The following is a 23,881-nucleotide window of genomic DNA, read 5'->3' on the forward strand; positions in this document are numbered from 1 at the left end:
CCGCCGGCTATTTCGGCGGCGCCACCACCTGATAGACCACGCTGGTGCCGGAGAAGCTCGGCTGATACCAGCGGTTGCCGCAGCGGCGATAGCCGACGCCGCCGATCTTTTCCGCCGCGCAGCTCGACGGCAGCTTATAGGCGACGGCGCCCAGCGGCACATTGCCGGTCAGGGCGTGGTCGTCATTCTCCCCGCCATTGCTGCCGGTGCTGAAGAAGCCCGGCCAATAGCCGCCGGGGGGATGGAAGGCGGTGGGCCCTGGGGTCAGGGCGTGATAGGCGCCGCTGCCGTCGGTGTCGATCTCGCGGGTCGCGGGCGAGCCGGCGACGCTGCCGAAGCCATGCCCGCCGAAGCCACCGCCAAAGCCGCCCTCGGTGCCGCCGCCGGTGCCGCCACCGCCGAAGCCGCCGCCGGCCATGCCGCCATCGCCGCCATGGTCGCCCCCGTGGTCGCCGCCTCCTCCGCCGCCGCCTCCTCCGCCATGGGCGAAGGCGGGTGCGGGCAGCAGCGCGGCGGCCGGCACGGCCAATGCCACCAGCGCGAGCACGGCACCGGCCACCCCAGCGCGCAGCGCAGCCCGATCTCCTGTGCGCCCGCTCATGGCGTGCCTCCCACCATCTCGTCCGCCGGGCGGACCTTGATGCGCGTCATGTCCGGGCCGGGCGCGAAGACGAAGGCCGCCTCCGCCGGCTCCACCTCGCGCCAGCTCAGCACCGCGTCGAAGCGCGGCCAGTTGGGATGGCGCAGATCGACGAAGGCATATTTCAGTGGCAGCGGCGCGGCGCCGTCGGCGATCCACACCTCCCAGTCATAGCCGGGGCTGCGGAAAGCCCAGTGGGTGGCGGCGGACCCGCCTACGCTGGACACACCGACCCGCATCGCCTTCTCCACCAGCCGCACCGGCGCGTCCGGGGTGCCCCAGTCGAACAGCGCGACCAGCGGCAGCCGCAGCCCGGCGGAGCGGGCGGCCTCGATCAGCGCCTCGGTGATGGTGGGACGCACCGCGAATTCGGCGAAATAGCCCTCCTGCGGCGCCACCACCACCAACGAGTGCCCGTCGAAATAGATGCTGCGCTCCATCAGGTCGGTGCGGATGTCGAGCCGGAACCGGTCGGGGCGGCGCACCTGATAGTGCAGCGTTCCGGCGATCTCGACGTCCTGCCCGTCGTCGAGCACGGATTCGGCCGTGGTCGCGGCGGACAGGTCGAATGCCTTGAGGCTGGCGAGATAGCCGCCCATCCGCTGCAGCGCTTCCAGCGCGGCGGGGTCGACGGCGGGCGGGGCGGGCGTTGAAGCGGCGGGCGTTGAAGCGGAAGGCGTGGCGGCGGCAGGCGTTGAAGCGGAAGGTGTGGCGGCGGAAGCCGCCGGGGGCGCGGAAGCGGCCGGAGGCGTTTCCTCGGCCCGCGCCGGCATCGCCCCCCACAGCAGCGCCGCGGCCAGCAGCGCCGCCGCACGGGCGCCGCGCGGGGCGCCTCGTCCGGGTCTGAACATGTCGTCTCCCTCGGGGAACCGATGGCCGACGCTCGGAACGCCGGAACCCGGCACCCTCATCTCACACCGCCTCTGCGGGCGGCGGGACAGTCTGGCACGACTACTGCCGCTCCGTCACGCGCCTTCGCGGCCCGCAACACCCCCGCCGGCCGGCGCATCAGGAGGCGGCGCGTTGGAAGAGCTGGAGGACATTGCCGGCGGGGTCGACCACGGTCAGGGTGCGGCCATGGCTGCCCATGTCCCGCATGCCGACGATGTGCGTGCCCGCCTCGGCGAGGCTCCGGGCGCGGGCGTCGAGGTCGCCCACCTCGAACACCGCCACCGCGCCGGCGGCACCTTCAGGATATTCCTGCGCCGAGCCCACCGCGAAATTCGCGCCGCCGGCGTCGTACTGAACCCAGCGCTCGCCATCGACGAACTTCGGCACGAGACCGAGAAGCGTCTCGTAGAAATGGCGGCTGGCGGCGATGTCGCCGGCGGCGACCACGACATTCTGCAGCTTTCGGATGGACATGTTCGGCTCCGCGTGTCGCCGGCGGGCGCCCGCGCGCCGCGGCCGGGCTCAGTAGACGGTCCAGCCCGCATCGGCGACGATGAGCGCGCCGTTGAGATAGCGGGCCTCGGGAGAGGCGAGGAACACCGCCACCGGCGCGATGTCGCCGGCCTCGGCCTGCGGGGGGCGGGTGGCCAGCCCCTTCTGGCGCAGCTCCCACCCCGCCTCGGACGGCGGCGCGCCGGCCGCGAGGCTGGTTTTCACCGAGCCGGGCGCGACCGCGTTGCAGCGTATGCCCTGGGCGCCATAGGCGGCGGCGACGGCGCGGGTGAGCCCGAGCAGCCCATGCTTCGAGACGGTGTAGCTGACGCCGCCGCGCCCGCCCTGGAAACTGGCGATGGAGGCGGTGTTGACGAACACGCCCCGTCCACGCGCCAGCATGGCAGGCAGCGCGGCGCGGGTGAGGCGCATCGGCGCGGTGAGGTTCACCGCCATGACCTGCTCCCACAGCGGGTCGTCGGTCTCGTCCAGCGGCATCATGCGGTCCAGCATGCCGGCATTGTTGCAGACGACATCCACCGGCCCGAACCGCGTCTCGGCCGCGGCCAGAATGCCGCGGATCGCCACGGGGTCGGTGAGGTCGGCATGGTGGAGGGCGAGGCTCTCGGGCGCCCTCACCGAAGAGGCCAGCCCCTCCAGCCCCTCCGCCAGCCGGTCGACCGCCAGCACCCGCGCGCCCGCCGCGAGGAAGGCCACCGCCATGGCCCGGCCGATGCCCGAGCCGGCGCCGGTGATCAGCGCCACCTGTCCTTCCAGCGATGTCATGACGCCCTCCCCTCCGGTTCCGCCCTGTCAGCCCGCGGCATGGAAGGCGCCGCCGCGATAGACCAGCGCCGGCCGCTCGGCGGCGGCGATGCGGGTCGCGGCCACGGCGCCGAGAAAGACGGTATGGGTGCCCCAGTCGAGCCGCTGGATCACCCGGCAGTCGAACGCCGCCAGCGCATCCGCCAGCACCGGCGCGCCGGTCGCCAGCGTGTCCCACCGGCCGTGAAGGAAGCGCTCCGCCCCGCGCAGCCCGCCGCGCCCGGCGAAATGCTCGGCGAGGTCGCGATGCTCGGTGGCGGTCACGTTCACGCAGAAGGACCCGGCGCCGTCGATGGCGCCGTGCCCCTCGGTGGCGCGGTTGACGCAGACGAGGAGGGTCGGCGGCTCCGCCGACACCGAGCACACCGCGGTGGCGGTGAGCCCGCGCGGGCCATTCGGACCGGCGGCGGTGATGATGGTGACGCCGCCGGCGAGTTCGCGCATCGCGGCGCGGAAATCGGCGGCCGCCGCCATGGCGGCCGCGCCGGCCGCCGCCCCGTCCGTCTCTGCCACGCCCGTGCTTGTCATTCCCGCCCCCTAGGCCTCGTGCCCGAGATAGGCGCTGCGCACCCGCTCGTGGTTGATGAGTTCCAGCCCGTGCCCGGTGAGGGTGATCTCGCCGCTTTCCAGCACGAAGGCGCGGTCGGCAATCTCCAGCGCGCCATAGGCGTTCTGTTCCACCAGCAGCACGGTGACGCCCTCGCGGTTCACCCGGCGCACCGCGTCGAGCACGAGGTCGACGATCTGCGGGGCAAGACCCATGGTCGGTTCGTCCAGCAGCAGCACGCGGGGCTTGGCCATCAGCGCCCGGCCCATCGCCACCATCTGCTGCTCGCCGCCCGACAGCGTGCCGGCAAGCTGGCGGTAGCGCTCGCGCAGGCGCGGAAACAGCTCCAGAACGTGGTCGAGGTCGTGCTTCTGCGCAGCGTGATCGGAGCGGGCATAGCCGCCGATCTCCAGATTCTCCGCCACGCTCATGCGGCCGAACAGCCGGCGCCCCTCCGGCACCTGGGCGAGGCCGTGGCGCACCCGCTCATGCGGGGGAAGGTGGGTGATGTCCTCACCCCCCAGCGTCACCGTGCCCGCCCGCACGTCGCGCAGGCCGCACAGCGCGTTGAGGATGGTGGTCTTGCCCGCCCCGTTGGCGCCGATGATGGTGGCGATCTCGCCGGGCTCCACCGTGAAGCTCGCCCCGCGCACCGCCGCGATCTGGCCATAGGCGACGGTGAGGTCGCGGACGTCGAGTGCCTTGCTCATGCGATCCTCGCTTCCAGCCGGGACGCGGGCACGACCGGCTCCAGCGGCGCCGGCGCCGGCCCGCTCGCCCCGGAACGCCGGCCGAGATAGGCGGCGATGACGCGCTCGTCGGCCTGGATCTCGGCGGGAGAGCCCTCCGTCAGCACCGCGCCGCGGTCGAAGACGGTGATGCGCTGGGCCACCGCCATCACCACCCGCATGTGGTGCTCGATCAGCACCACGGTGACCCCCAGCCGGTCGCGCACCCGCTCGATCAGGTCCACCAGCGCGCGGCCCTCGGTCGGGTTCATGCCGGCGGCGGGCTCGTCCAGCATCAGCAGCCGCGGCCCGCCGACAAGGGCGCGGGCGATCTCCAGCCGGCGCTGATCGCCATAGGGCATGTTGCGGGCGAGATGGCCGGCGCGGTGGGGAATGCCGACGAAGTCCAGCATGTCGAGCGCCCGGACCCTCGCCTCCGCCTCCTCGCGGCGGAAGCGTCCGCTGCCGGCGATCGCCTCCCAGAAGGTGGCGTGCAGCCGCCGGTGCTGGCCCACCAGCACGTTCTCCAGCGCCGTCATGTTGGGGAACAGCCGCACGTTCTGGTAGGTGCGGGCGATGCCGTGGCGGGCCACCACATGGGCCGGCAGCCCGTCGATGCGCTCGCCCGCCAGGGTGATGCGCCCGCTGGTCGGCGGCACGAAGGCGGTGATGCAGTTAAAGGCGGTGGTCTTGCCCGCCCCGTTCGGCCCGATGATGGCGTGGACCGCGCCCTGCGCCACCGACAGATCGACGTTCTGGATGGCGATCATGCCGCCGAACGCCTTCTTGAGGCCACGCACCTCCAGCAGCGGCGGGGAAGTAGAGACCTCACGCATGGGCGTTCTCCGGCTGGACGTTCTCCCGCGCATGGGCCGCGGGCCACAGGCCCTCGGCGCGCACATGCATCATCGCCACCAGCGCGATGCCGTAGAAGAGGTAACGGAACTCGCCGAACTCGCGCAGCAGTTCCGGCAGGCCGATGAGGACGATCGCCCCCACCAGCACCCCGGGCAGCGAGCCCAGCCCGCCGATGACGAGGATGGCGAGCACGTTGATCGACACCAGAAGCTGGAAGGAATGCGGGTACACCGAGCCGATCAGCGCCGCGAACACCGCCCCCGCCGCCCCGGCGAAGGCGGCGCCGATGGTGTAGGCCAGCAGCTTGGAGGCCACCGGGTCGATGCCCAGCGCCTGCGCCACGTCCTCGTCCTCGCGCATGGCGAGCCAGGCGCGGCCGATCTTCGCGTGCTGCAGCCGCCAGGAGACGAACGCCACCACCGCCGCCAGCGCCAGGGCGAGGTAATAGAGCGAGGCGGGGGATTTCAGCTCCAGCCCGAACAGGCTGGGGTGGCGGATCTCGATGATGCCCTGCGAGCCGCCGAGATAGGGCCCGAGCGCGTCGGACAGCACCAGCACGCGGATGATCTCGCCGAGGCCGAGCGTCGCCATGGCGAGATAATCGCCGCGCACCCGCAGCACCGGCAGGCCGAACAGCAGCCCGGCGCAGGCGGCCAGCACGATCGCCACCGGCAGCGCCAGCCAGAACGAGACGTCGGCCACCGCCAGCGGCCCGGAGGAGCACATCAGCGCCACCGTATAGGCGCCCACCGCGAAGAAGGCGACGAAGCCGAGATCGACCAGCCCCGCGAGGCCCAGCTCGATGTTCAGCCCCATGCCCATCAGCATGTAGAGCGCCACCAGCATCGCCACCTGCGCCACGAAGTCGTTCGTCACCAGCGGCAGCACCAGCACGCCGGCCACCAGAAGCGCTGACCCCAGCCGGGAGGCGCCGGAGCGCGGCACGCCGGCGCGGCGGGTCAGGCGGCGGCGCAGCAGGGAAAACGCCGCCCCCGCGGCGAACAGCACCGGCGCCGCGCCAGGATTGAGACCGCTGGGGCCGAACAGCTCGATCTCCGGCCCGGTGAAATCGGGCAGGTTGTCGAGCATGCTGGCGAAGACGTCGCGGAACAGCCCGGCCACCAGCACCACGCCGAGCCCGGTGGTCATCGCGTGCCGCCCGGCCGGCGGCAGCAGGCCCACCGCCGCGCCGAGGCCCGCGAGCAGCGCCCCCAGCACCGGAAGCTGCGCCAGCGCCTGCGTGGAGGCGACCGGCGCGCCGAGGCTGAGCGCCCGCGCCAGCGCCGGGCTTGCCGCCACCAGCGTGGCGCGCAGGTTCACCGAGACGGTGAGCCACACCAGCAGCGCGAGGCACGCCCCCGCCACCGCACCGGCCACCAGCCCGTGCAGCAGCGCCGCGGCCGGGCCGCTGCGGCCGTCGCGGGCCGTGGCGTAGCCGGCGGCGAAGACCATGAGCCCGCAGGCGATCTGCGACAGGGTGAGCAGGTCCTCGACGACATGGCGCTTGTCCATCGCGGCATAGGCGCCGATCAGCGCGAAGGCGACCAGCGCGGCGCCGGCGATGAGCCCCACCCGCGCCGCCTCGGCCAGCGGCGCCCGGCGGCGGCGGGTGACCTTGAAGGAGGAGGTGACGGTGTTGAACGACATGACGCCTCCCTCACGCCCGCTTGGCGGCGAGCCGCTCGCCGAGCAGGCCCTGCGGCCGGAAGATGAGGATCATCACCAGCATGCCGTAGCCGATCACGTCCTTGAGCTGGTAGGGCGCGGGCAGGCCGTAGCCCTCCAGGATCAGCGCCGGGCCGAGCGCCTCGGCAAGGCCCAGCACCAGCCCGCCGAGCAGCGCCCCGCCGAGATTGCCGATGCCCCCGAGAATGGCGGCGGCAAAGCCCTTCACCCCGAGAAAGAAGCCCATGAAGACGGTGATCTGCTTGAAGACCAGCGCATAGAGCACGCCGGCCACCCCGGCCATCGCCCCACCGATGGCGAAGGTGGCGACGATGACGGCCGAGACGTCGATGCCGACCAGCGCGGCGGCGTCGCGATCCTCCGCCACCGCGCGCATCGCCTTGCCGAGCCGGCTCAGCTTCACCACCGCCAGGAGGCCCGCCAGCACGATCAGCGCCGCGGCGAAGGCCACCACCTGCGGAATCGGGATGGTGAGGCCGAAGGCCCCGATCGTGCCCTCCATCCAGCCGAAGCCGGGATAGGCCCGGTTGCGGGTGCCGAACAGGCCGCGGGCGGCGTATTGCAGGATGAACGACATGCCGATGGCGCAGATCAGCGGCGCCAGCGAGCGCACATGCAGGAAGGGACGGTACGCGATCCGCTCGATGGCGATGGAGACCAGCGCCCCCGCCGCCATGCCCGCCGCCAGCACCAGCGGCAGCGCGAGAAGCGGCCACGCGCTCACGATGCCCACGTCGTTCAGCGCGCCGGCGGCGAACAGCCCGGCGAAGGAGCCCACCATCATCACGTCGCCATGGGCGAAGTTGATCATGCGCAGGATGCCGTAGACCATGGTGTAGCCGAGCGCGATGAGCGCGTAGATGCTGCCGATGGTGAGGCCGAACAGCGCGAAGGACGCGAAGTCGGCGGCGGAGTAGGTGCCGGCGGTCAGACCGCCGGCGAGACCCACCAGGACGAGCGCCGCGACGCCGATGCGAATGGCCAGCAGGATGTGGTCGACCCAGGTCGACCGCCGCAGCCATTCGGCGAGGGCGCCGGGCTCCGTCGCGGAGCGCGCGGCGTCGCTCACGGATAGATCCGCTTGGGGTTCTTGCCGGGCGCGAAGCTCGACGTGTCGTCGCTGGTGAACTCCCAGATCGCGTAGGTCGCCGCGCCGCAGTCGCCATTGGCGTCGCAGGTCAGCGTGCCGGTCAGCCCGTCGAGCCCCTTGGTCGCCATCAGCGCGTCGTGCAGGGCCTGACGGCCGACATAGAGGTTGCCCTCGGCGTCGGTCTGGCCCACCGCCTTGATCGCGGTGAGGGTCAGCAGCGCGGCGTCATAGCCATAGGCCGAGAAGCCGCCGATCGGCGCCTCGCCATATTCCGCGGCGAAGGCCTTCACGAAATCGGGGAACCGCTTGGAGAACAGGTCGGTGGAGGGGCCGACGATGGTGAAGCCGACGATCTTCGGCCCCACCGCCTCGATGACATTGGCGCTGAACACGCCCTCGCCGCCGATGACCTTGGTGTCGGCGAGGCCGGAGACCTCGTCCTTCTGCCGCATCAGGAAGCCGACCGAAGAGGTGAAGACCGGCGTGAAGATGAGGGCGGGCTTCTTGGTGGCGATGCGGGTCAGCACCGGGCGCAGGTCGGTGTCGCTGGGCGAGATCGCCTCGCTGGCGACGATGGTGCCGCCCTTGGCCGCGAAGTCCTTCTCGAAGGCGCGGACGAGCTGCTCGGTGTAGGGGCTGCCGTCGTGGATGGTGGCGGCGGTCTTCAGGCCGAGCACGTCATAGGCGTAGTCGGCGGTGAACTTGGCGCTCTTCAGGTCGTTCGGCACCACGCGCTGGAAGCCCTTGAAGCCGTCCGGCCGGTCCGGCGCGGTCAGCGCGGGGGCGGTGGCGCCGATGGCGACGCTCGGAATGCCGGCGCGCCACAGGATGGGGGCGCCGACACGGGCGCCGGAGGAACAGCTTGGGCCCAGCACGGCGAGGATCTGCTTGTTGCCGGCGAGCTTGGTGGCGGCGGTCTGGCCGCCCTCGGCGGTGCACTGGGCGTCCTCGCCGAGCAGCTTCACCGGGTGGCCGAGCACGGCGCCGCCGAAGTCCTTGATGGCGACCTCGGCACCGCGCAGCTCGTCGATGCCCTGGTTGGTGTCGCCGCCGGACTGCGAGGAATAGCCGCCGATCAGCACCGGCTGACCCTTGGCGATCTTCACCACCCCGAGCGGGTCGGTGACGGGGCCGAGCGTCTCGGCCCGGATCGGCGCGGTGGCGAGCAGCACCGCGGCGAGGCTCGCCGCGGAGAGCAACAGCTTCTTCATGTCGGTCCTTCCTCTGGTTGGGAGCGCGCGGCCTTTGGCGGCCGCGTCGTTTGGTCGGCAGGCCTGTCTCGTGCCGTCCCGGCGTCGGCGCCGGGCACGGCGTCTCCTTCCCCGGCGCGGACGCCGGGGGCACCTGTCGTTCACGGACGCAACCGGATCAGGCGCGCGGGCGGGTGCCGCGCCGCCTCACTCCGCCGCGGCGGGCACCCGGGTTCCGATCGCCGCGAGCGGGCCCACCTCGCGCTCCACCAGCGGCAGCACCTCGGCGCCGAAGCGCTCCAGCGAGCGGCGCGCGCGGGCCACCGGCATGTCGCCGAACTGGAAGAAGCCGTTGTAGTGCTGCGGGTTGAGCCGGCGGATTTCCGCCACCAGCTTCTCCGCGACGAGATGAGGATCGCCGATCAGCAGGTTGTCGCGGAAGGTTTCCAGCGGCGGCTCGTCGGGAATGGGGTCGGCGACGACGAAGGAGCCGTCCAGCGTCAGCACGTTGGAGCGCAGCCCATGCACCATGCGCCCGACATAGCGGGCGCGCTCGGCCGCCTCCATCGCCTCCTGGGCGCTGTCGGTGACGTGGATGTACTGCTGCAGGGCGACGGGCATGGTGGGGCCGTCGAGCCCGGCCTTCACCCAGGCGTCGCGCACCATCTCGGCGATGCCGAACAGCGCCGGCGTGCCGCGCCAGCCGGCGGTGATGAAGGGCACGCCGCCCCATTTGGCGATCGCCTTCAGGATCGGGGGGTGCGGCGAGGTGCAGTAGATCGGCGGCAGCGGCTTCTGCACGCCGCGCACGGTGAACACGCTCTCGGGGATGGAGATGTGCTCGCCCTTGAAGACGGCGCGGCCTTCCGTGAGCGCCTGCTCCACGATCGACCAGTATTCGAGGAAGATGTCGGTCTTCTTCGCGACATCGGCGCCGTAGCGGTCGAATTCATAGGCCTGGTAGCCTGTGCCGACGCCGAGCACCGCGCGCCCGCCGCTCATCTGGTCGAGCAGGGCGATCTCCTGCGCCACCCGCATCGGGTGGTAGAGCGGCAGCACCACCACGCCGGCGCCGAGCCGGATGCGGCTCGTCTGGCCGGCCATGTGGGCCGCCATCATCAGCGGCGAGATGCAGACGGAATAGTTGGTGAAGTGGTGTTCGGCGAACCAGGCGATCTCGAAGCCGATCTCCTCGGCCAGCTTCACCATGGAGCGGGTGTCCTCGATCACCCCGCCGACGCCGCCGGGATTGTCGCGCAATCCCATGAGATTGAAGATGCCGAAATGCATGTGGCTTGGTCCGTGCGTGAGGCTGGAAAGGGTGCCGGAGGGTCAGGGAATGAAGTACCCGCCGCTGATCGCGACCGTTTCGCCGACCATGTAGCGGTTCTTCTCCGACAGCAGGAAAACGACGACGTCGGCGACATCCTCCGGCTCGGCGGCGCGGCCGAGCGCGGTCTGCGCCGCGAGTTCCGGCAGGAAGCCGGCGTTGCGGGCCTTCTCGGTGGCGATGCCGGCCGGGGCGACGCCGTTGATGAGGATGTTGTCCGGGGCCATGGCGAGGCCCATGCTCTTGGTCAGGCTCACCACCGCGGCCTTCATGGCGGCGTAGTGGGCGTTCTTCGGGTGGGCCTTCAGCGCGTCGATGGAGGCGATGTTGACGATGCGCCCGCCGCCCTGCTTCTGCATCTGGGCGATGGCGGCGACCGAGACGTTGTAGAGCCCGCGCACATTCACCGCGAAGCTGAAGTCCCAGTCGGCGTCGGTGATCTCGAGGATCGGCCGGCGGGGATAGACCCCGGCGCAGTTGCACAGCCCGTCGATCCGCCCGGCCTTCGCCACCGCCGCGTCGACGAGCACCTGCGCCCCCTCGCGGGTGGTGATGTCGCCGATGACGGTGAAGGCCCGCCCGCCCCTGGCCGCGATCTCGGCAGCCACGGCCTCGGCGCCGGCGGCGTCGATCTCGAGGATGCCGACCTCTGCCCCCGCCTCCGCGAGGCCGAGACAGATGGCCCGTCCAAGGCCGCTGCCGCCGCCGGTGACGATGATGGTATGGTCCTTCATGAAGGCTCCGCTGCGTGTTCGGGGCCGGTGCCGGCGGAGGAAGCCGGACCGCATGACAGGAGTGTCACAGTGCCTCCATGGCTGGGGCAAACGATGAATTCTCATGCTCCGATAAGCTGGAGCGCCCCCGCCCGCGGCCGCCAAGTGGGGCTTGGCCACGCATAAGAACAGCTAATTTGCCGAGGCCCCGGCCCCTTCCTATGGTCAATGGCGGGCGCGCAACCCACGGTCGGCTTCCGCGGCGGGCGTGGCCGCGCCCGGCATGGCGGAGCGACCCGCCGGCGGCGGGATGCCGGACATCGGGCCGCCGGAGGGCCGCGGCAGCGGGGATCAGATGACGAAGCTCGGCCTCTTCAACCTCATGGGCCTCTACGACCGCAACACCTCGCCCGCCTCGGTGCTGCGCACCACCGTGGACACGGTGCGGATGGCGGAGGATTTCGGCTTCGACGTCGCGTGGTTCGCCGAGCACCACTTCACCAACCACTCGATCTGCCCGTCCTCGCTGGTGATGGTCGGCCATGTCGCGGCCGAAACCCGGCAGATCCGGCTCGGCCCGGCGGTGCTGGCGCTGCCGTTCTACGAGCCGCTGCGCCTCGTGCAGGAGGCCGCCTTCGTCGACCTGCTGACGCGCGGCCGGCTGGTGCTCGGGCTCGGCTGCGGCTACCAGCCCTATGAGTTCGACCGCTTCCGCGTCGACCCCAACTACCGCCACCAGAAAATGCTGGAGACCTGGGACATCCTCGAGCAGGGGCTCACCTCCGGCATCGTCGAATATGCCGGCGAGTTCCACTCGATCCCCCGCACCGAGCTGTCGATGCGCCCCTTCGGCCTCGCCATGCCGGAAGTGTTCGTGGCGAGCTCCCATCCCGACATCCTCGCCCGCATGGTGCCGGGCGGCTGCACCCCGTTCATGAGCTTCGGCCATCGCGGGCTGGCGGCGGCGCAGGCCTTTCGCAACGTCATCTGCGAGCGCTGGCAGGCCGCCGGCGGCAACGCCGACACCATGCCGCTCGCGGTGCAGCGCTACATCTACGTCACCGACGACCCGGTCGACGCCCGCCATGCCGCGCAATGCGTGCGCGACCTCGCCCGCGCCGCCGTGCCGCTCTCCACCGTCCACCCCAGCAAGGACGGGCCGTTCCTGCGGCTGATGCCGCTGAACGACGAGCCGCCGCTGGACGACTTCCTCGACAATGCCGTGATCGGGCCGGCAGACTTCTGCGCGGAGAAGCTGGCGGAGGAGATCGAGACGCTGCGCCCCACCCACCTCTCCTGCTTCATGGGCTTCGCCGGCATCGGCCGGCGCGAGACGCTGGCCTCGCTGGAGCGGTTCGGCTGCGACGTCATCCCCCAGCTCGACGGGCTGGTGGAGCTGCGCGACGCCGGCCTGCAGGACGCAGCCTGAGATGACCAAGCTCCCCGAGGAGAACGGGCTTCCCGCCCCCGCCCCGGCGGAGCCCGCGCGTGCCGCGGCGCTGCGCCGGCCGGGCCGGCTGCCGCCGCTCAACCTGTTCCGGGTGTTCGACGCCGCCGCCCGCCATGGCAACTTCACCACCGCCGCGGAGGAGCTGTGCGTCACCCAGTCCGCGGTGAGCCAGCAGATCCGCCAGCTCGAGGAGCTGCTGGAGGTGCGGCTGTTCCGCCGCATGCCGCGCCGGGTGGAACTGACGCGCGAGGGCACCGCGCTGGCGAGCGCGGTGGGCGAATCGATGTCGCTGCTGATGCGGGCCTGCGAGCGCATCGCCGACCCCAAGGCGCCGGTGGTGCTGTGCGTCAACGCGCCCCCGGCCATCGCCTCGCGCTGGCTGCTCTCGCGGCTGAAGCGCTTCATGCAGCTCCACCCCCAGTTCAAGGTCACGCTGCTCGCCTCCAGCGATCCCGTCGATTTCGACCGCCAGGACATCGACGTCGCCATTCGCTGGGGCACGGGAAGCTGGCCCCATGCCCGGGTGGAGATGCTGGCGCCGGACCGGCTGTTCCCGGTGTGCAGCCCGGCGCTGCTGCGCGAGGGCCCGCCTTTGCTGGTGCCCTCCGACATCAGCCGCCACACGTTGCTTCAGGTGGTGAGCGGCAGCTTCTGGGGCGCCTGGTTCGCCGCCGCCGGCGCAGGCGGGCTCGCCTTCGAGGAGACGCTTTATTTCAACGATGTCGGGCTGATGCTGGACGCCGCCGTGCAAGGCCAGGGCATCGCGCTGGCGAGCCGCCTGCTGGCCGAAAGCGACCTGAAGGCCGGCCGGCTGGTGCGCCCCTTCGACATCGAGGTCGAGACCGGCGCCGGCTTCTTCGTGCTCACCAGCCCGGATTTCTCGGAGAAGCCGGCGGTTGCGGAATTCCGTAGCTGGATCGGCTTCGAGGGCCGCGAGAGCGCCTGACGCCCCATCCCCAAGCTTCCCTGGCCCATCCCGCCCATTTCCCTAACCCACCCCGGCAGGAACACCCCATGCTGCGCCTTGGCTTCGTCGGCACCGGCACGCTCGCCGCCGCCGTCATCGACGGTCTTCAGGAAACCCAAGGCACGCGCTGCCGCATCCTGGTCTCCCCGCGCTCGGAGGCGGTGTCCCGCGCGCTGGCGGAGCGGCACCCCAATGTCGAGCGGGCGGCGAGCAACGCCGAGGTGGTGGAAGGCGCCGACGTGGTGTTTCTCGGCGTGCGCCCGCCGCAGCTCGAGGAAGGCACGGCCGGCCTGCCGTTCCGCGCGGGGCAGACGGTGGTGAGCTTCCTTGCCGGCGTGCCCCACGCGCTGGTGGCGGAAAAGGTCGCGCCCGCGGTGGCGGTGCGGGTCAACCCCCTGCCGCCGATCCGCCTGCGCAAGGGGCCGGTGGTGATGTACCCCGACAACCCGGTGGTGGCGGAGCTGTTCGGCGGGCTCGGCGACCTGATCGTCGCCAGCAAGGAGAGCGACCTCGCCAACATCGCCATCGCCAGCGCGCTGATGTCCTCGCACTTCGCCCTGCAGAACCGCATGATCGGGTGGCTGGTCTCGCGCGACATGGCTGGCGACAGCGCGGCCGCCTATGTCCGCTCCATGTTCGCCGGCCTTGCCGCCATCGGCCTCGACGCGCTGGCGAAGGGCGAGACGGTCGACCCCGCCCATCACGAAACGCCCGGCGGGCTGAACTGGCGCGGCCGCCAGTTCCTCACCGGCGAAGGCTGGTTCGACGATGTCGAGCGGGCGCTGGACGCGATCGAGGCCCACTCGCTGCGGCTGAAGTCCGGCGGCTGACGTCCGGCAGCAGGGCGCGGCCGCGGCTGCGGCTGCGGCCCCCTACTGCGCGCTGGTGCCGCCGTCCACGGGGACCAGCGCCCCGGTCATGAAGCTCGCGGCATCGGAGGCCACGAAGGCGACGACGCGGGCGATCTCGTCGGGGTGAGCGATGCGCTTCAGCGGAATGCCCTCCGCCAACGCCCGGCGCCGCGCCTCCTGCTCGCCCTCGGCAGCGCCCTGCAGGATCATCGCCGTGTCGGTCTCCGCCGGGCAGACGGCGTTCACGCGGATGCCCTGCGGGGCATAGTCCAGCGCCATGCAGCGGGTGAGCTGCGCCAGAGCGGCCTTGGACACCGCATAGGGGGTGGCGCCCCGCGCGCCCATCAGCGCCCAGTCGGAGGCGATGTTGACGATCGACCCCGCCTCCTGCCGACGCATCGGCGGCAGCACCGCGCGCGACAGGCGGAAGGCGGTGGAGAGGTTGATGTCGAGCACCCGGTCCCATTCGGCGTCGGAGCACTCTTCCACCGTGCCGTCGATCAGGATGCCGGCATTGTTCACCAGCACGTCCACCCGGCCGAAGCGCGCCAGCGCCGCGCGCACCAGCCGGTCCGCCACCGCGCGGTCCGCGAGATCGGCGGCGAGGAACACCGCCTCGGCCGCCGGGCGCGTGAGCTGGGCGGCGAGGTCCTCGCCGGCGGCGGCGTTGCGGCCGGTCAGCAGCAGGCTGGCGCCCTGGCGGGCCAGCTCCCGCGCGACGGCGCGGCCGATGCCGGCGGTGGCGCCGGTGACGATGCAGGTCTTGCCGACGAAGGGCATGGAGCCTCCCTCATGCGCCGGCCCGGACGGCCGGCTGGTTCAGCAACGGGCGGGCCGCCGGCAGGCGGCCGGCGGAGCGGGAGAGCAGGGTCCGCCGGCCCGGGCCGGCGGACAGGGGGAGCAGGTGGGCCGCCCGCAGGCGGCCGGCGGATAGGGAGAGCAGGGTCCGCCGGCCCGGGCCGGCGGACCCGGGCGGAAGCTCAGCCCGCCTTGTCCAGCGGCCAGCCGCTGATGGCCTTCACCTCGAGGAACTCCTCGATGCCCCACACCCCACCTTCGCGGCCGACGCCGGACTGGCCGAAGCCGCCGAACGGGCTGCCATAGGGCAGGTCGGTGCCGTTCAGCCGCACCATGCCGCTGCGCAGCCGGCGGGCCAGCCGGCGGGCGCGCGTGGCATCGCCGGTCCACAGATAGGCGGCGAGGCCATAGACGCTGTCATTGGCGATCGCCACCGCCTCTTCCTCGGTGTCGAACGGGATGATGGTGAGCACCGGCCCGAAGATCTCCTCGCGGGCGATGGTCATGGTGTTGTCGGCGTCGGCAAAGACGGTGGGCTGCACGTAGAAGCCGCCCTCCAGCCCGGCCGGGCGGCCGGGGCCGCCCGCCACCAGCCGCGCGCCCTCGGCGATGCCCGCCTCGATCAGCGACTGGATGCGCTCGAACTGGTTGCGGCTGATCACCGGGCCGATATCGGTGTCCGCCTCCTCGGGGTGGCCGACATTGGTGGTCACGGCGACCTCGGCGGCGGCCATCACCGCCTGCTCATAGACCGGGCGCTCCACCAGCATGCGCGAGGGCGCGTTGCAGGACTGGCCGGCATTGCTGAACATGTGCCGCGCCGAATGGGTCGCGGCCTTGTGGACGTCGACATCGGCGAAGATGATGTTGGCGCCCTTGCCGCCGAGCTCCAGCCCGACGCGCTTGACGGTGGCCGCCCCGGTGCGCGTCACCGCGATGCCGGCGCGAGTGGAGCCGGTGAGCGACACCACCGCGACATCGGGGTGGCCGGCCAGCGCCTCGCCCACCACCGGGCCGGTGCCGTGCACCATGTTGAACACGCCGGCCGGCACCCCGGCCTCGTGCAGCACCTCGGCGAAGACGACGGAGGAGAGCGGCGCCAGCTCGGAGGGCTTCAGCACCATGGTGCAGCCCGCCGCCAGCGCGGCACCGACCTTCAGCGCCACCTGGTTCATCGGCCAGTTCCACGGGGTGATGAGCGCGGCGACGCCCATCGGCTCCAGCACGATGCGGTTGTCCGGGTCGTTCGGGAACAGCGGGCGCTCCCAGTCCAGCTCGTCCATGGCGCGCACGAAATCGCGGAGATGACCGAGGCCGGAGCCGGCCTGCGCGCCGAAGGCCAGCGCGCTCGGCGCCCCCATCTCGGCCTGGATGGCGTCGGCGATGTCCTGCCGGCGGCGCTCATAGATGTCGGCGATGCGGGCGATCAGGTCGCGGCGCTCGGCCGGGCTGGTGAGCCCCCAGCTCTCGAAGGCGCGGCGCGCGGCGGCGACCGCCCGCGCGACATCCTCCACCCCGCCCAGCGCGACGACACCCTGCGCCTCGCCGGTGGCGGGCGAGACCAGCGCCGCCGTGTCGCCGGTCAGCGGCGCCACCCAGGCACCGTCGATGTAGAACTGATCCGCCTTCATGCTCTCGACCCTCCTTGACGCCCGGTGCGGCGGCCGGCCGGGCCGGCGACCACGGCGGCATCAGTAGGTCGGGCGCCGCCGCCGCGCAACGGACCAGCGCGTGCGCGCCCCGGCCGCCGGCCGTTTTCACCGGCCTGGAAACGCGCGTGCGCGGCGGGGCGCCGGGACGGTGGCGTTTCGCCGGCGCCTGCTTTAGGGCTCAGGGTGGACACCGGACGGAGCGGAACGATGCAGGTGGCGATTCTGGGCGCGGCGGGCATGCTCGGCCGCAAGCTGGCGGGAAGGTTCTCCGCCGAGGGCCAACTGGGCGGCCAGCCGGTCGAGCGGCTGCTGCTGCACGACATCGTCGCCGCCACCCCGCCGGCCGGCGACCTCCCCGCCGAGATACGGGTTTCCGACCTCTCCGCCCCCGGCGCGGCGGCGGCGGTGCTCGCCTCGCGGCCGGAGGTGATCTTCCACCTCGCCGCCGTGGTCTCCGGCGAGGCCGAGGCAGATTTCGAGAAGGGCTACCGCGTCAATCTCGACGGCACCCGCGCCCTGCTGGAAGCGATCCGCGCGATGGAGGGTTATCGGCCGCGGCTGGTCTTCACCTCCTCGCTCGCGGTGTTCGGCGGGCCGCTGCCGGACGTCATCCCCGACGATTTCGTGCTGCGGCCGCAGTCGAGCTACGGCACCCAGAAGGCGATGGGCGAGCTGCTGGTCGCCGATTACAGCCGGCGCGGGTTCGTCGACGGCATCAGCCTGCGGCTGCCGACCATCTGCGTGCGTCCCGGCCTGCCGAATCGGGCGGCCTCCGGCTTCTACTCCGGCATCCTGCGCGAGCCGCTGAACGGGCAGCCGGCGGTGCTGCCGGTGCCGGAGACGATGCGGCACTGGTTCGCCTCGCCGCGCGCCGCCATCGGCTTCCTGGTGCGCGCCGCCGAGCTCGACGGCGCCGCGCTGGAGGGGGTGCGCAGCCTCACCCTGCCCGGCATCTCCGCCACCGTCGCCGACCAGATCGCGGCGCTGCGCCGGCTGGCGGGGGATCGGGCGGTGGCGCTGATCGAGCGCCGCCCCGATCCGGCGATCGAGGCCATCGTCGGCACCTGGCCGAAGGCGTTCGAGGCCCGCCGGGCGCTGGCGCTGGGCTTCGTTCCCGACGCCGGCATCGACGCCATCCTGCAGGTCTATGTCGAGGACGAGCGCGGCGGCGTGCTGCCCGCGCTCGGCTGAACCACGGGCCGGGCCCGGCGCCCGGCCGGAAGGCGCGGGATTTCGCTGGCGAGGCGGTGCGGCGGTGCCGGCATCTGCTATAAGGGTCCGGTGGAATCGAGGAGCTACATGGCCAACCCACCCTCCCGCCGCTTCACCGGCTCGGCCCGCGAGGCCGCCGAGGCCGCGTTCAAGTCCGCCACCACCAAGCCCGCCGCCCCCGCGCCGGCCGCCAAGCCGGCCGCGAGCCTGCCGGCGGCGCGCGAGATGGTCACCCTGCGGCTCGACCGCGCGGTGCTGGAGCATTTCCAGCAGGAAGGCCCCGGCTGGCAGGACCGGATCAACCTCGCCCTGCGCAAGGCCGCCGGCCTCTAGCACCCCCGGCGCCGGCCCCGCGCCGCCCTGTCCGCCCGCGCCCCGGCGGGAATGCGCGCTCGCGCCCTCGACTCCGACTCATTAGCCAGCTCATCGACTCGCTGCGGATGTGAAGCATCCCGGCCACGCCGTTCGCGCGGCGGGGCGCGGCCTGCCGCTGCGTCATGCGCAGCCGGCGGCGGCACCGCGCGATGTCGATGCTGAAAAGTCAAACAGTATGACTATTCAACCCCGTTCCCGCATGGCATAGTCCGTTTCAGCCAAGCGCCCGGAAGTGGCGCGGCACGACACGCCCCACGGGAGAAACGCCAATGAATTTCAAAGCCTTGATGCTCGGCACCGCGCTGTTCGGTGCAGGCTTTTCCGCCAGCGCCCTGGCCGCCGACCTCACCGTCGGCTTCTCGCAGATCGGCTCGGAATCGGGCTGGCGCGCGGCCGAGACCACCGTCTCCAAGTCGGAGGCGAAGAAGCACAACGTCACGTTGAAGATCGCCGACGCCCAGCAGAAGCAGGAGAACCAGATCAAGGCGATCCGCTCCTTCATCGCGCAGGGCGTGGATGCCATCTTCCTCGCCCCCGTCGTCGCCACCGGCTGGGACGCGGTGCTGAAGGAGGCGAAGGAAGCCCAGATCCCGGTCGTGCTGCTCGACCGCGACATCGATCCCGCGGGCAAGGACCTCTACCTCACCGCCGTGACCTCCGACAGCGTCCACGAGGGCGCGGTGGCCGGCCAGTGGCTGGTGAAGACGGTCGGCACCAAGCCGTGCAACGTCGTCGAGCTGCAGGGCACGGTGGGCGCCAGCGTCGCCACCAACCGCAAGAAGGGCTTCGAGGAAGGCATCGCCGGCCACCCGAACGTGAAGATCGTGCGCAGCCAGACCGGCGACTTCACCCGCGCCAAGGGCAAGGAAGTGATGGAAAGCTTCATCAAGGCCGAAGGTGGCGGCAAGAACATCTGCGCGGTCTACGCCCACAATGACGACATGATGGTCGGCGCCATCCAGGCGATGAAGGAAGCCGGGCTGAAGCCGGGCACCGAAATCCTCACCGTCTCCATCGACGCGGTGCCGGACATCTTCAAGGCCATGGCGGCCGGCGAGGCCAACGCCACCGTCGAGCTGACGCCGAACATGGCCGGCCCGGCGCTCGACGCGGTCATCGCCTACAAGACCAAGGGCACCGTGCCGCCGAAGTGGATCCAGACCGAATCCAAGCTCTACACCCAGGCCGACAACCCCAAGGCGGTCTACGAATCCAAGAAGGACCTCGGCTACTGAGCGACGGGCCGCCCGGCCCCTGCCTCGCCCGCGGACGGCCCGGCCTCGACCGGCCGTCCGCGGGACCGCCCTCTCCGCGTCCCCTCGCCACGAGCCGTCGCATGACGCCGAACGACACGCATCTGCTGGAACTGCGGGGCTTCACCAAGTCCTTTGCCGGCTTCCCCGCGCTGAACGGCGTCGATTTCACGCTGCGGGCCGGCGAGATCCACGCCCTGCTCGGCGAGAACGGCGCGGGCAAGTCCACCCTCATCAAGACCATGACCGGCGTGGTGGCGCGCGATGCCGGCACGCTGACGCTGGCGGGCGAGGCGATCGCCCCGCGCTCCGCCGAGGAGGCCACCCGCGCCGGCATCGCCACGGTCTATCAGGAGGTGAACCTCGTCCCCAACCTTTCGGTGGCGCAGAACCTCTTCCTCGGCCGCCAGCCCACCCGCTTCGGCCTGGTGCGCGAGCGGGAGATGCGCCGCCGGGCGCGGGAGCTGCTGGCCGGCTTCAACCTCGACATCGACGTCGCCGCCCCGCTGGAAAGCTATTCCGTGGCGGTGCAGCACATGGTCGCCATCGCCCGCGCCATCGACCTCTCCGCCCGGGTGCTCATCCTCGACGAGCCCACCGCCAGCCTCGACGCCCACGAGGTCGAGAACCTGTTCGCGGTGATGCGGGCGCTGGCGGCGCGCGGCATCGGCATCGTCTTCGTCACCCATTTCCTCGATCAGGTCTACGCCGTGTGCGACCGCATCACCGTGCTGCGCAACGGCCGGCTGGCGGGCAGCGCGACCACGGCGGAGCTGCCGCGGCTGGAGCTGGTGCGGCTGATGCTCGGGCGCGAGCTGAGCGAGGCCACCGCCACCCGGGCGCCGGTGGACCGGGCGGAGGCCGCCCCGGTCGCGGCCTTCACCGGCTTCGGCAAGGCCGGCTATGTCGCGCCCTTCGATCTCGCGCTGCGGCCCGGCCATGTCGTCGGCCTCGCCGGGCTGCTCGGCTCCGGCCGCACCGAGACGGCGCGGCTGGTGTTCGGCGCGGAGCGGGCCGACTGCGGCACCGCCACCGTCGCCGGCGCCCCGGTCGGCCTCGCCGCCCCGCGCGAGGCGCTGGCGCTCGGCTTCGGCTATTGCCCGGAGGAGCGCAAGACCGAAGGCATCGTCGCCGAGCTGACCGTGCGCGAGAACATCGTGCTGGCGCTTCAGGCCCGCCGCGGCGTGCTGAAGCCGCTGTCCCGGCGCGAGCAAGACGAGATCGCCCGCCGCTTCATCCGCCTGCTGGACATCCGCCCGCCCGACCCGGAGCGGCCGATCGGCCTGCTGTCCGGCGGCAACCAGCAGAAGGCGCTGCTGGCGCGCTGGCTCGCCACCGATCCCCGGGTGCTGATCCTCGACGAGCCCACCCGCGGCATCGATGTCGGCGCCCATGCCGAGATCATCCGGCTGATCCGCGCGCTCTGCGCCGAGGGCATGGCGCTGCTGGTGGTCTCCTCCGAGCTGGAGGAGATCGTCACCTATGCCGACGAGGTGATCGTGCTGCGCGACCGCGCCCATGTGGCGCGGCTCACCGGCGAGGCCATCACCGTGCCGGGCATCCTCGCCGCCATCGCCGACGAGGGCGCCGGCGCCGCGCCGCGCGCCGCGTGAGGGAGGCCCGCACCATGACGCTCCGCCTGCCCCGCATCGGCACCTCGCAGATCATCGCGCTCGCCGCGATCCTCGCCATCAACTGGACGGTCTCGCCCCAGTTCTTCGACATCCGCTTTCAGGACGGGCGGCTGTTCGGCAGCCTGATCGACGTGCTGAACCGCGGCGCCCCGGTCGCCATCCTCTCGCTCGGCATGGTGCTGGTCATCGCCATGCGCGGCATCGACCTCTCGGTCGGCGCGGTCATGGCCATCGCCGGGGCCATCGCCGCCAGCCTCGCCGACAGCCACCCGCTGCCGGTGGTGCTGGCCGCCGCGCTCGGCGCCGGGCTGGCCTGCGGGCTGTGGAACGGCTTCCTCGTCGCGGTGCTGGGCATCCAGCCCATCGTGGCGACGCTGATCCTGATGGTCGCCGGCCGCGGCATCGCCCAGCTCATCACCGAGGGGCGCATCGTCACCTTCACCGCACCCGGGCTTTCATGGTTCGGCGGCGGCTCGGTGCTGGGGCTGCCGGCGCCGGTGGCGATCGCCCTCGCCATGCTCGCCCTCACCCTGCTGGTGGTGCGCGGCACCGCGCTCGGCCTGATGATCGAGGCGACCGGCGGCAATGCCCGCGCCAGCGCGCTGGCCGGGGTGGGCACCCGGGCGATCACGCTCGCGGTCTATGCCTGGAGCGGGCTGTGCGCGGCGCTGGCCGGCATCGTCGCCGCCGCCGACATCCTCGGCGCCGACGCCAACAATGCCGGGCTGTGGCTGGAGCTGGACGCCATCCTCGCGGTGGTGATCGGCGGCACCTCGCTGTTCGGCGGGCGCTTCTCGGTGGTGCTGGCGGTGGTGGGCGCGCTCATCATCCAGGCGATGAACACCGGCATCCTGCTGTCCGGCTTCCCGCCGGAGATGAACCTCGTGGTCAAGGCGGTGGTGGTGCTGGCGGTGCTGCTGGCGCAGTCGCCGCGGCTCGCCGGGCTCGGCCTGCTGCTGCGGAGGAAACGGCCATGACCAGCCTCAACCGCCTGATGCCGGTGGCGGCGACCACCGCGGTGTTCCTGCTCGGCTTCCTGATCTGCGCGCTCGTCTTCCCGAACTTCGCCTCGCTCCGGGTGGTGATGAACCTGCTCACCGACAATGCCTTTCTCGGCATCGTCGCGGTGGGCATGACCTTCGTCATCATCTCGGGGGGCATCGACCTCTCGGTCGGCTCGGTCATCGGCTTCACCACGGTGTTCCTGGCGCTGGCGATCGAGCGCTGGGGCATCCCCCCGCTCGCCGCCTTCGCCATCATCCTGCTGGTGGCGGCGGCGTTCGGCGCGGCGATGGGGGCGATCATCCAGTATGTCGACCTGCCGCCCTTCATCGTGACGCTGGCCGGCATGTTCCTGGCGCGGGGGGCGAGCTTCCTGCTCTCCACCGAGAGCCTGCCGATCAACGCCGATCTCTACGCCCACCTCTCCGACCTCGCCTTCCGGCTGCCGGGCGGGGCGCGCCTCACCGTGCCGGCGATGATCATGCTGGCGGTGGTGCTGGCCGGCATGGTCCTTCTGCACCTCACCCGCTTCGGCGCCAATGTCTATGCGCTCGGCGGCAGCCGGGTCTCGACCGCCCTGATGGGGGTCAACGTGCCGCGCACCACGGTGCTGATCTACACCCTCTCCGCCGTGCTGGCGGGGCTGTCGGGCATCGTGTTCTCGCTCTACACCTCGTCGGGCTATTCGCTGTCGGCGGTGGGGGTGGAGCTGGACGCCATCGCCGCGGTGGTGATCGGCGGGACGCTGCTCTCGGGCGGCTACGGCTTCATCTTCGGCACCTTCGTCGGGGTGCTGATCCAGGGGCTGATCCAGACCTACATCAGCTTCGACGGCTCGCTGTCGAGCTGGTGGGCCAAGATCGCCACCGGCCTGCTGCTCTTCGCCTTCATCGCCTTCCAGCAGATCACCCTGCGCATGGCCCGCCGGCCGCGCGCACGCGCCATGGGAGTCGTGCAGCCGTGAACAGCCAGCTCGTCGTCATCCCCGCCCGCCGCTCGCACTCGAACCACGCCGAGGTGGCGCGCACCATCGGCATCGACATCATCGCCGGGCGCTATGGCGAGGGCGCCAAGATTCCGGGCGACGCCGAGCTGACGCTGCTGTTCGGGGTCTCCCGCCCGGTGCTGCGGGAGAGCGTGAAGACCCTCGTCGCCAAGGGCCTGCTCTCCACCAAGGCGCGGGTCGGCACGGTGGTGCGCGAGCGCGCGGCCTGGAACATGTTCGACCCCGACGTGCTGGCCTGGCACCTCGACGCCGGCATCGACAAGCGCTTCCTGCGCGACCTCGCCGAGATCCGCCTCGCGGTGGAGCCGCGCGCGGCGGCGCTGGCGGCCGAGCGGCGGGCGGGGGAGGACGTCGCCGTCATGCGCCGGGCCATCGCCCGGATGACGCAGGAATCCGGTGGCGCCTCGGACGGTTTCGCCGAGGCCGACCTCGCCCTGCACCTCGCCGTGGCCAACGCCTCCGGCAACCCCTTCATGCGCTCCATCGGCGCGGTGGTGGAAGCGGCGCTGCGCGCCTCCTTCGTGCTCAGCGCCCCGGCGGATTCGCGCGAATACGACATCGCCGTCGCCGCCCATGAGCGCATCGTCGAGGCCATCGCCGACCGCGACTCGGAAGCGGCCGCCGCCGCCATGACCAACGTCATCTTCAACGGCCTGCGCCGCCACGGCGCGGCGGGCTGAACCGGACCGAT

Annotated in this window: 24 protein-coding genes; 10 read left to right on the top strand and 14 right to left on the bottom strand. The window is 72.0% G+C overall.

The window, feature by feature from the left end; all coding sequences use genetic code 11:
• Positions 1-7: 7 nt before the first annotated feature.
• The 12 genes from KHC27_RS14015 to KHC27_RS14070 form a co-directional block, all read right to left on the bottom strand.
• Positions 8-601, bottom strand: coding sequence for a hypothetical protein (locus tag KHC27_RS14015; protein ID WP_213340002.1), 594 nt, complete (start codon positions 599-601; stop codon positions 8-10).
• A complete protein-coding gene (locus tag KHC27_RS14020; RefSeq protein WP_213340003.1) occupies positions 598-1,491 on the bottom strand; it encodes a DUF2092 domain-containing protein in 894 nt (297 codons plus the stop codon). The genes KHC27_RS14015 and KHC27_RS14020 overlap by 4 nt, the downstream gene beginning before the upstream one ends.
• Positions 1,492-1,648: 157 nt before the next feature.
• Positions 1,649-2,005 carry a VOC family protein gene (locus KHC27_RS14025; protein WP_213340004.1) on the bottom strand — a complete coding sequence of 119 codons (357 nt, stop codon included), beginning with the start codon at positions 2,003-2,005 and terminating at the stop codon, positions 1,649-1,651.
• A 48-nt stretch (positions 2,006-2,053) separates the two neighbouring features.
• Positions 2,054-2,809: an SDR family NAD(P)-dependent oxidoreductase gene (locus KHC27_RS14030; protein WP_213340005.1), complete on the bottom strand. Its 756-nt coding sequence runs from the start codon at positions 2,807-2,809 to the stop codon at positions 2,054-2,056.
• A 27-nt stretch (positions 2,810-2,836) separates the two neighbouring features.
• Positions 2,837-3,376: a flavin reductase family protein gene (locus KHC27_RS14035; protein ID WP_246519938.1), complete on the bottom strand. Its 540-nt coding sequence runs from the start codon at positions 3,374-3,376 to the stop codon at positions 2,837-2,839.
• Between the two features lie 9 nt (positions 3,377-3,385).
• Positions 3,386-4,105, bottom strand: coding sequence for an ABC transporter ATP-binding protein (locus KHC27_RS14040; protein ID WP_213340006.1), 720 nt, complete (start codon positions 4,103-4,105; stop codon positions 3,386-3,388).
• Positions 4,102-4,959 (bottom strand): ABC transporter ATP-binding protein, encoded by an 858-nt coding sequence (locus tag KHC27_RS14045; protein ID WP_213340007.1) that lies wholly within the window; start codon positions 4,957-4,959, stop codon positions 4,102-4,104. The genes KHC27_RS14040 and KHC27_RS14045 overlap by 4 nt, the downstream gene beginning before the upstream one ends.
• Positions 4,952-6,628, bottom strand: a complete 1,677-nt coding sequence (locus tag KHC27_RS14050) for a branched-chain amino acid ABC transporter permease (RefSeq protein ID WP_213340008.1) — start codon at positions 6,626-6,628, stop codon at positions 4,952-4,954. The genes KHC27_RS14045 and KHC27_RS14050 overlap by 8 nt, the downstream gene beginning before the upstream one ends.
• Before the next feature lie 10 nt (positions 6,629-6,638).
• The gene (locus KHC27_RS14055; RefSeq protein ID WP_213340009.1) at positions 6,639-7,736 is read right to left on the bottom strand and encodes a branched-chain amino acid ABC transporter permease; all 1,098 of its coding nucleotides are present in this window, start codon (positions 7,734-7,736) and stop codon (positions 6,639-6,641) included.
• Complete coding sequence (locus KHC27_RS14060; protein WP_213340010.1) at positions 7,733-8,968, bottom strand: branched-chain amino acid ABC transporter substrate-binding protein; 1,236 nt, start codon at positions 8,966-8,968, stop codon at positions 7,733-7,735. Before KHC27_RS14060 ends, KHC27_RS14055 begins: the two co-directional genes overlap by 4 nt.
• A 186-nt stretch (positions 8,969-9,154) precedes the next feature.
• Positions 9,155-10,237 carry an LLM class flavin-dependent oxidoreductase gene (locus KHC27_RS14065; RefSeq protein WP_213340011.1) on the bottom strand — a complete coding sequence of 361 codons (1,083 nt, stop codon included), beginning with the start codon at positions 10,235-10,237 and terminating at the stop codon, positions 9,155-9,157.
• Between the two features lie 42 nt (positions 10,238-10,279).
• On the bottom strand, positions 10,280-11,011 hold the full coding sequence (locus tag KHC27_RS14070) for an SDR family NAD(P)-dependent oxidoreductase (RefSeq protein WP_213340012.1): 732 nt from the start codon (positions 11,009-11,011) through the stop codon (positions 10,280-10,282).
• Between the two features lie 334 nt (positions 11,012-11,345).
• Between KHC27_RS14070 and KHC27_RS14075 the strand changes: the two genes are divergently transcribed.
• From KHC27_RS14075 to KHC27_RS14085, 3 genes are all read left to right on the top strand, one after another.
• Positions 11,346-12,419, top strand: coding sequence for an LLM class flavin-dependent oxidoreductase (locus KHC27_RS14075; RefSeq protein ID WP_213340013.1), 1,074 nt, complete (start codon positions 11,346-11,348; stop codon positions 12,417-12,419).
• 1 nt (position 12,420) lies between these two features.
• A complete protein-coding gene (gene gcvA / locus KHC27_RS14080; RefSeq protein ID WP_246519939.1) occupies positions 12,421-13,386 on the top strand; it encodes a transcriptional regulator GcvA in 966 nt (321 codons plus the stop codon).
• A 68-nt stretch (positions 13,387-13,454) separates the two neighbouring features.
• On the top strand, positions 13,455-14,237 hold the full coding sequence (locus tag KHC27_RS14085) for an NAD(P)-binding domain-containing protein (protein ID WP_213340014.1): 783 nt from the start codon (positions 13,455-13,457) through the stop codon (positions 14,235-14,237).
• Positions 14,238-14,279: 42 nt separating this feature from the next.
• Here KHC27_RS14085 and KHC27_RS14090 read toward each other — a convergent pair whose 3' ends face one another.
• Positions 14,280-15,038 carry an SDR family NAD(P)-dependent oxidoreductase gene (locus tag KHC27_RS14090; RefSeq protein ID WP_213340015.1) on the bottom strand — a complete coding sequence of 253 codons (759 nt, stop codon included), beginning with the start codon at positions 15,036-15,038 and terminating at the stop codon, positions 14,280-14,282.
• Between the two features lie 200 nt (positions 15,039-15,238).
• Positions 15,239-16,687, bottom strand: a complete 1,449-nt coding sequence (locus KHC27_RS14095; protein ID WP_213340016.1) for an aldehyde dehydrogenase family protein — start codon at positions 16,685-16,687, stop codon at positions 15,239-15,241.
• 228 nt (positions 16,688-16,915) lie between these two features.
• Between KHC27_RS14095 and denD the strand changes: the two genes are divergently transcribed.
• From denD to KHC27_RS14130, 7 genes are all read left to right on the top strand, one after another.
• Entirely contained in the window at positions 16,916-17,899 is a 984-nt protein-coding gene (denD, locus tag KHC27_RS14100) for a D-erythronate dehydrogenase (RefSeq protein ID WP_213340017.1), read from the top strand.
• A gap of 108 nt (positions 17,900-18,007) precedes the next feature.
• The gene (locus KHC27_RS14105; protein ID WP_213340018.1) at positions 18,008-18,253 is read left to right on the top strand and encodes a BrnA antitoxin family protein; all 246 of its coding nucleotides are present in this window, start codon (positions 18,008-18,010) and stop codon (positions 18,251-18,253) included.
• A gap of 311 nt (positions 18,254-18,564) precedes the next feature.
• Positions 18,565-19,530, top strand: coding sequence for a galactofuranose ABC transporter, galactofuranose-binding protein YtfQ (gene ytfQ / locus KHC27_RS14110; RefSeq protein ID WP_213340019.1), 966 nt, complete (start codon positions 18,565-18,567; stop codon positions 19,528-19,530).
• 101 nt (positions 19,531-19,631) lie between these two features.
• Complete coding sequence (locus tag KHC27_RS14115; RefSeq protein WP_213340020.1) at positions 19,632-21,161, top strand: sugar ABC transporter ATP-binding protein; 1,530 nt, start codon at positions 19,632-19,634, stop codon at positions 21,159-21,161.
• A gap of 14 nt (positions 21,162-21,175) precedes the next feature.
• Positions 21,176-22,159, top strand: coding sequence for an ABC transporter permease (locus KHC27_RS14120; RefSeq protein ID WP_213340021.1), 984 nt, complete (start codon positions 21,176-21,178; stop codon positions 22,157-22,159).
• A complete protein-coding gene (gene yjfF, locus KHC27_RS14125; protein WP_213340022.1) occupies positions 22,156-23,148 on the top strand; it encodes a galactofuranose ABC transporter, permease protein YjfF in 993 nt (330 codons plus the stop codon). The genes KHC27_RS14120 and yjfF overlap by 4 nt, the downstream gene beginning before the upstream one ends.
• A complete protein-coding gene (locus KHC27_RS14130) occupies positions 23,145-23,870 on the top strand; it encodes a FadR/GntR family transcriptional regulator (protein WP_213340023.1) in 726 nt (241 codons plus the stop codon). Before yjfF ends, KHC27_RS14130 begins: the two co-directional genes overlap by 4 nt.
• Positions 23,871-23,881: the final 11 nt, after the last annotated feature.

This window comes from Ancylobacter lacus (assembly GCF_018390635.1).
GTDB lineage: Bacteria > Pseudomonadota > Alphaproteobacteria > Rhizobiales > Xanthobacteraceae > Ancylobacter > Ancylobacter lacus.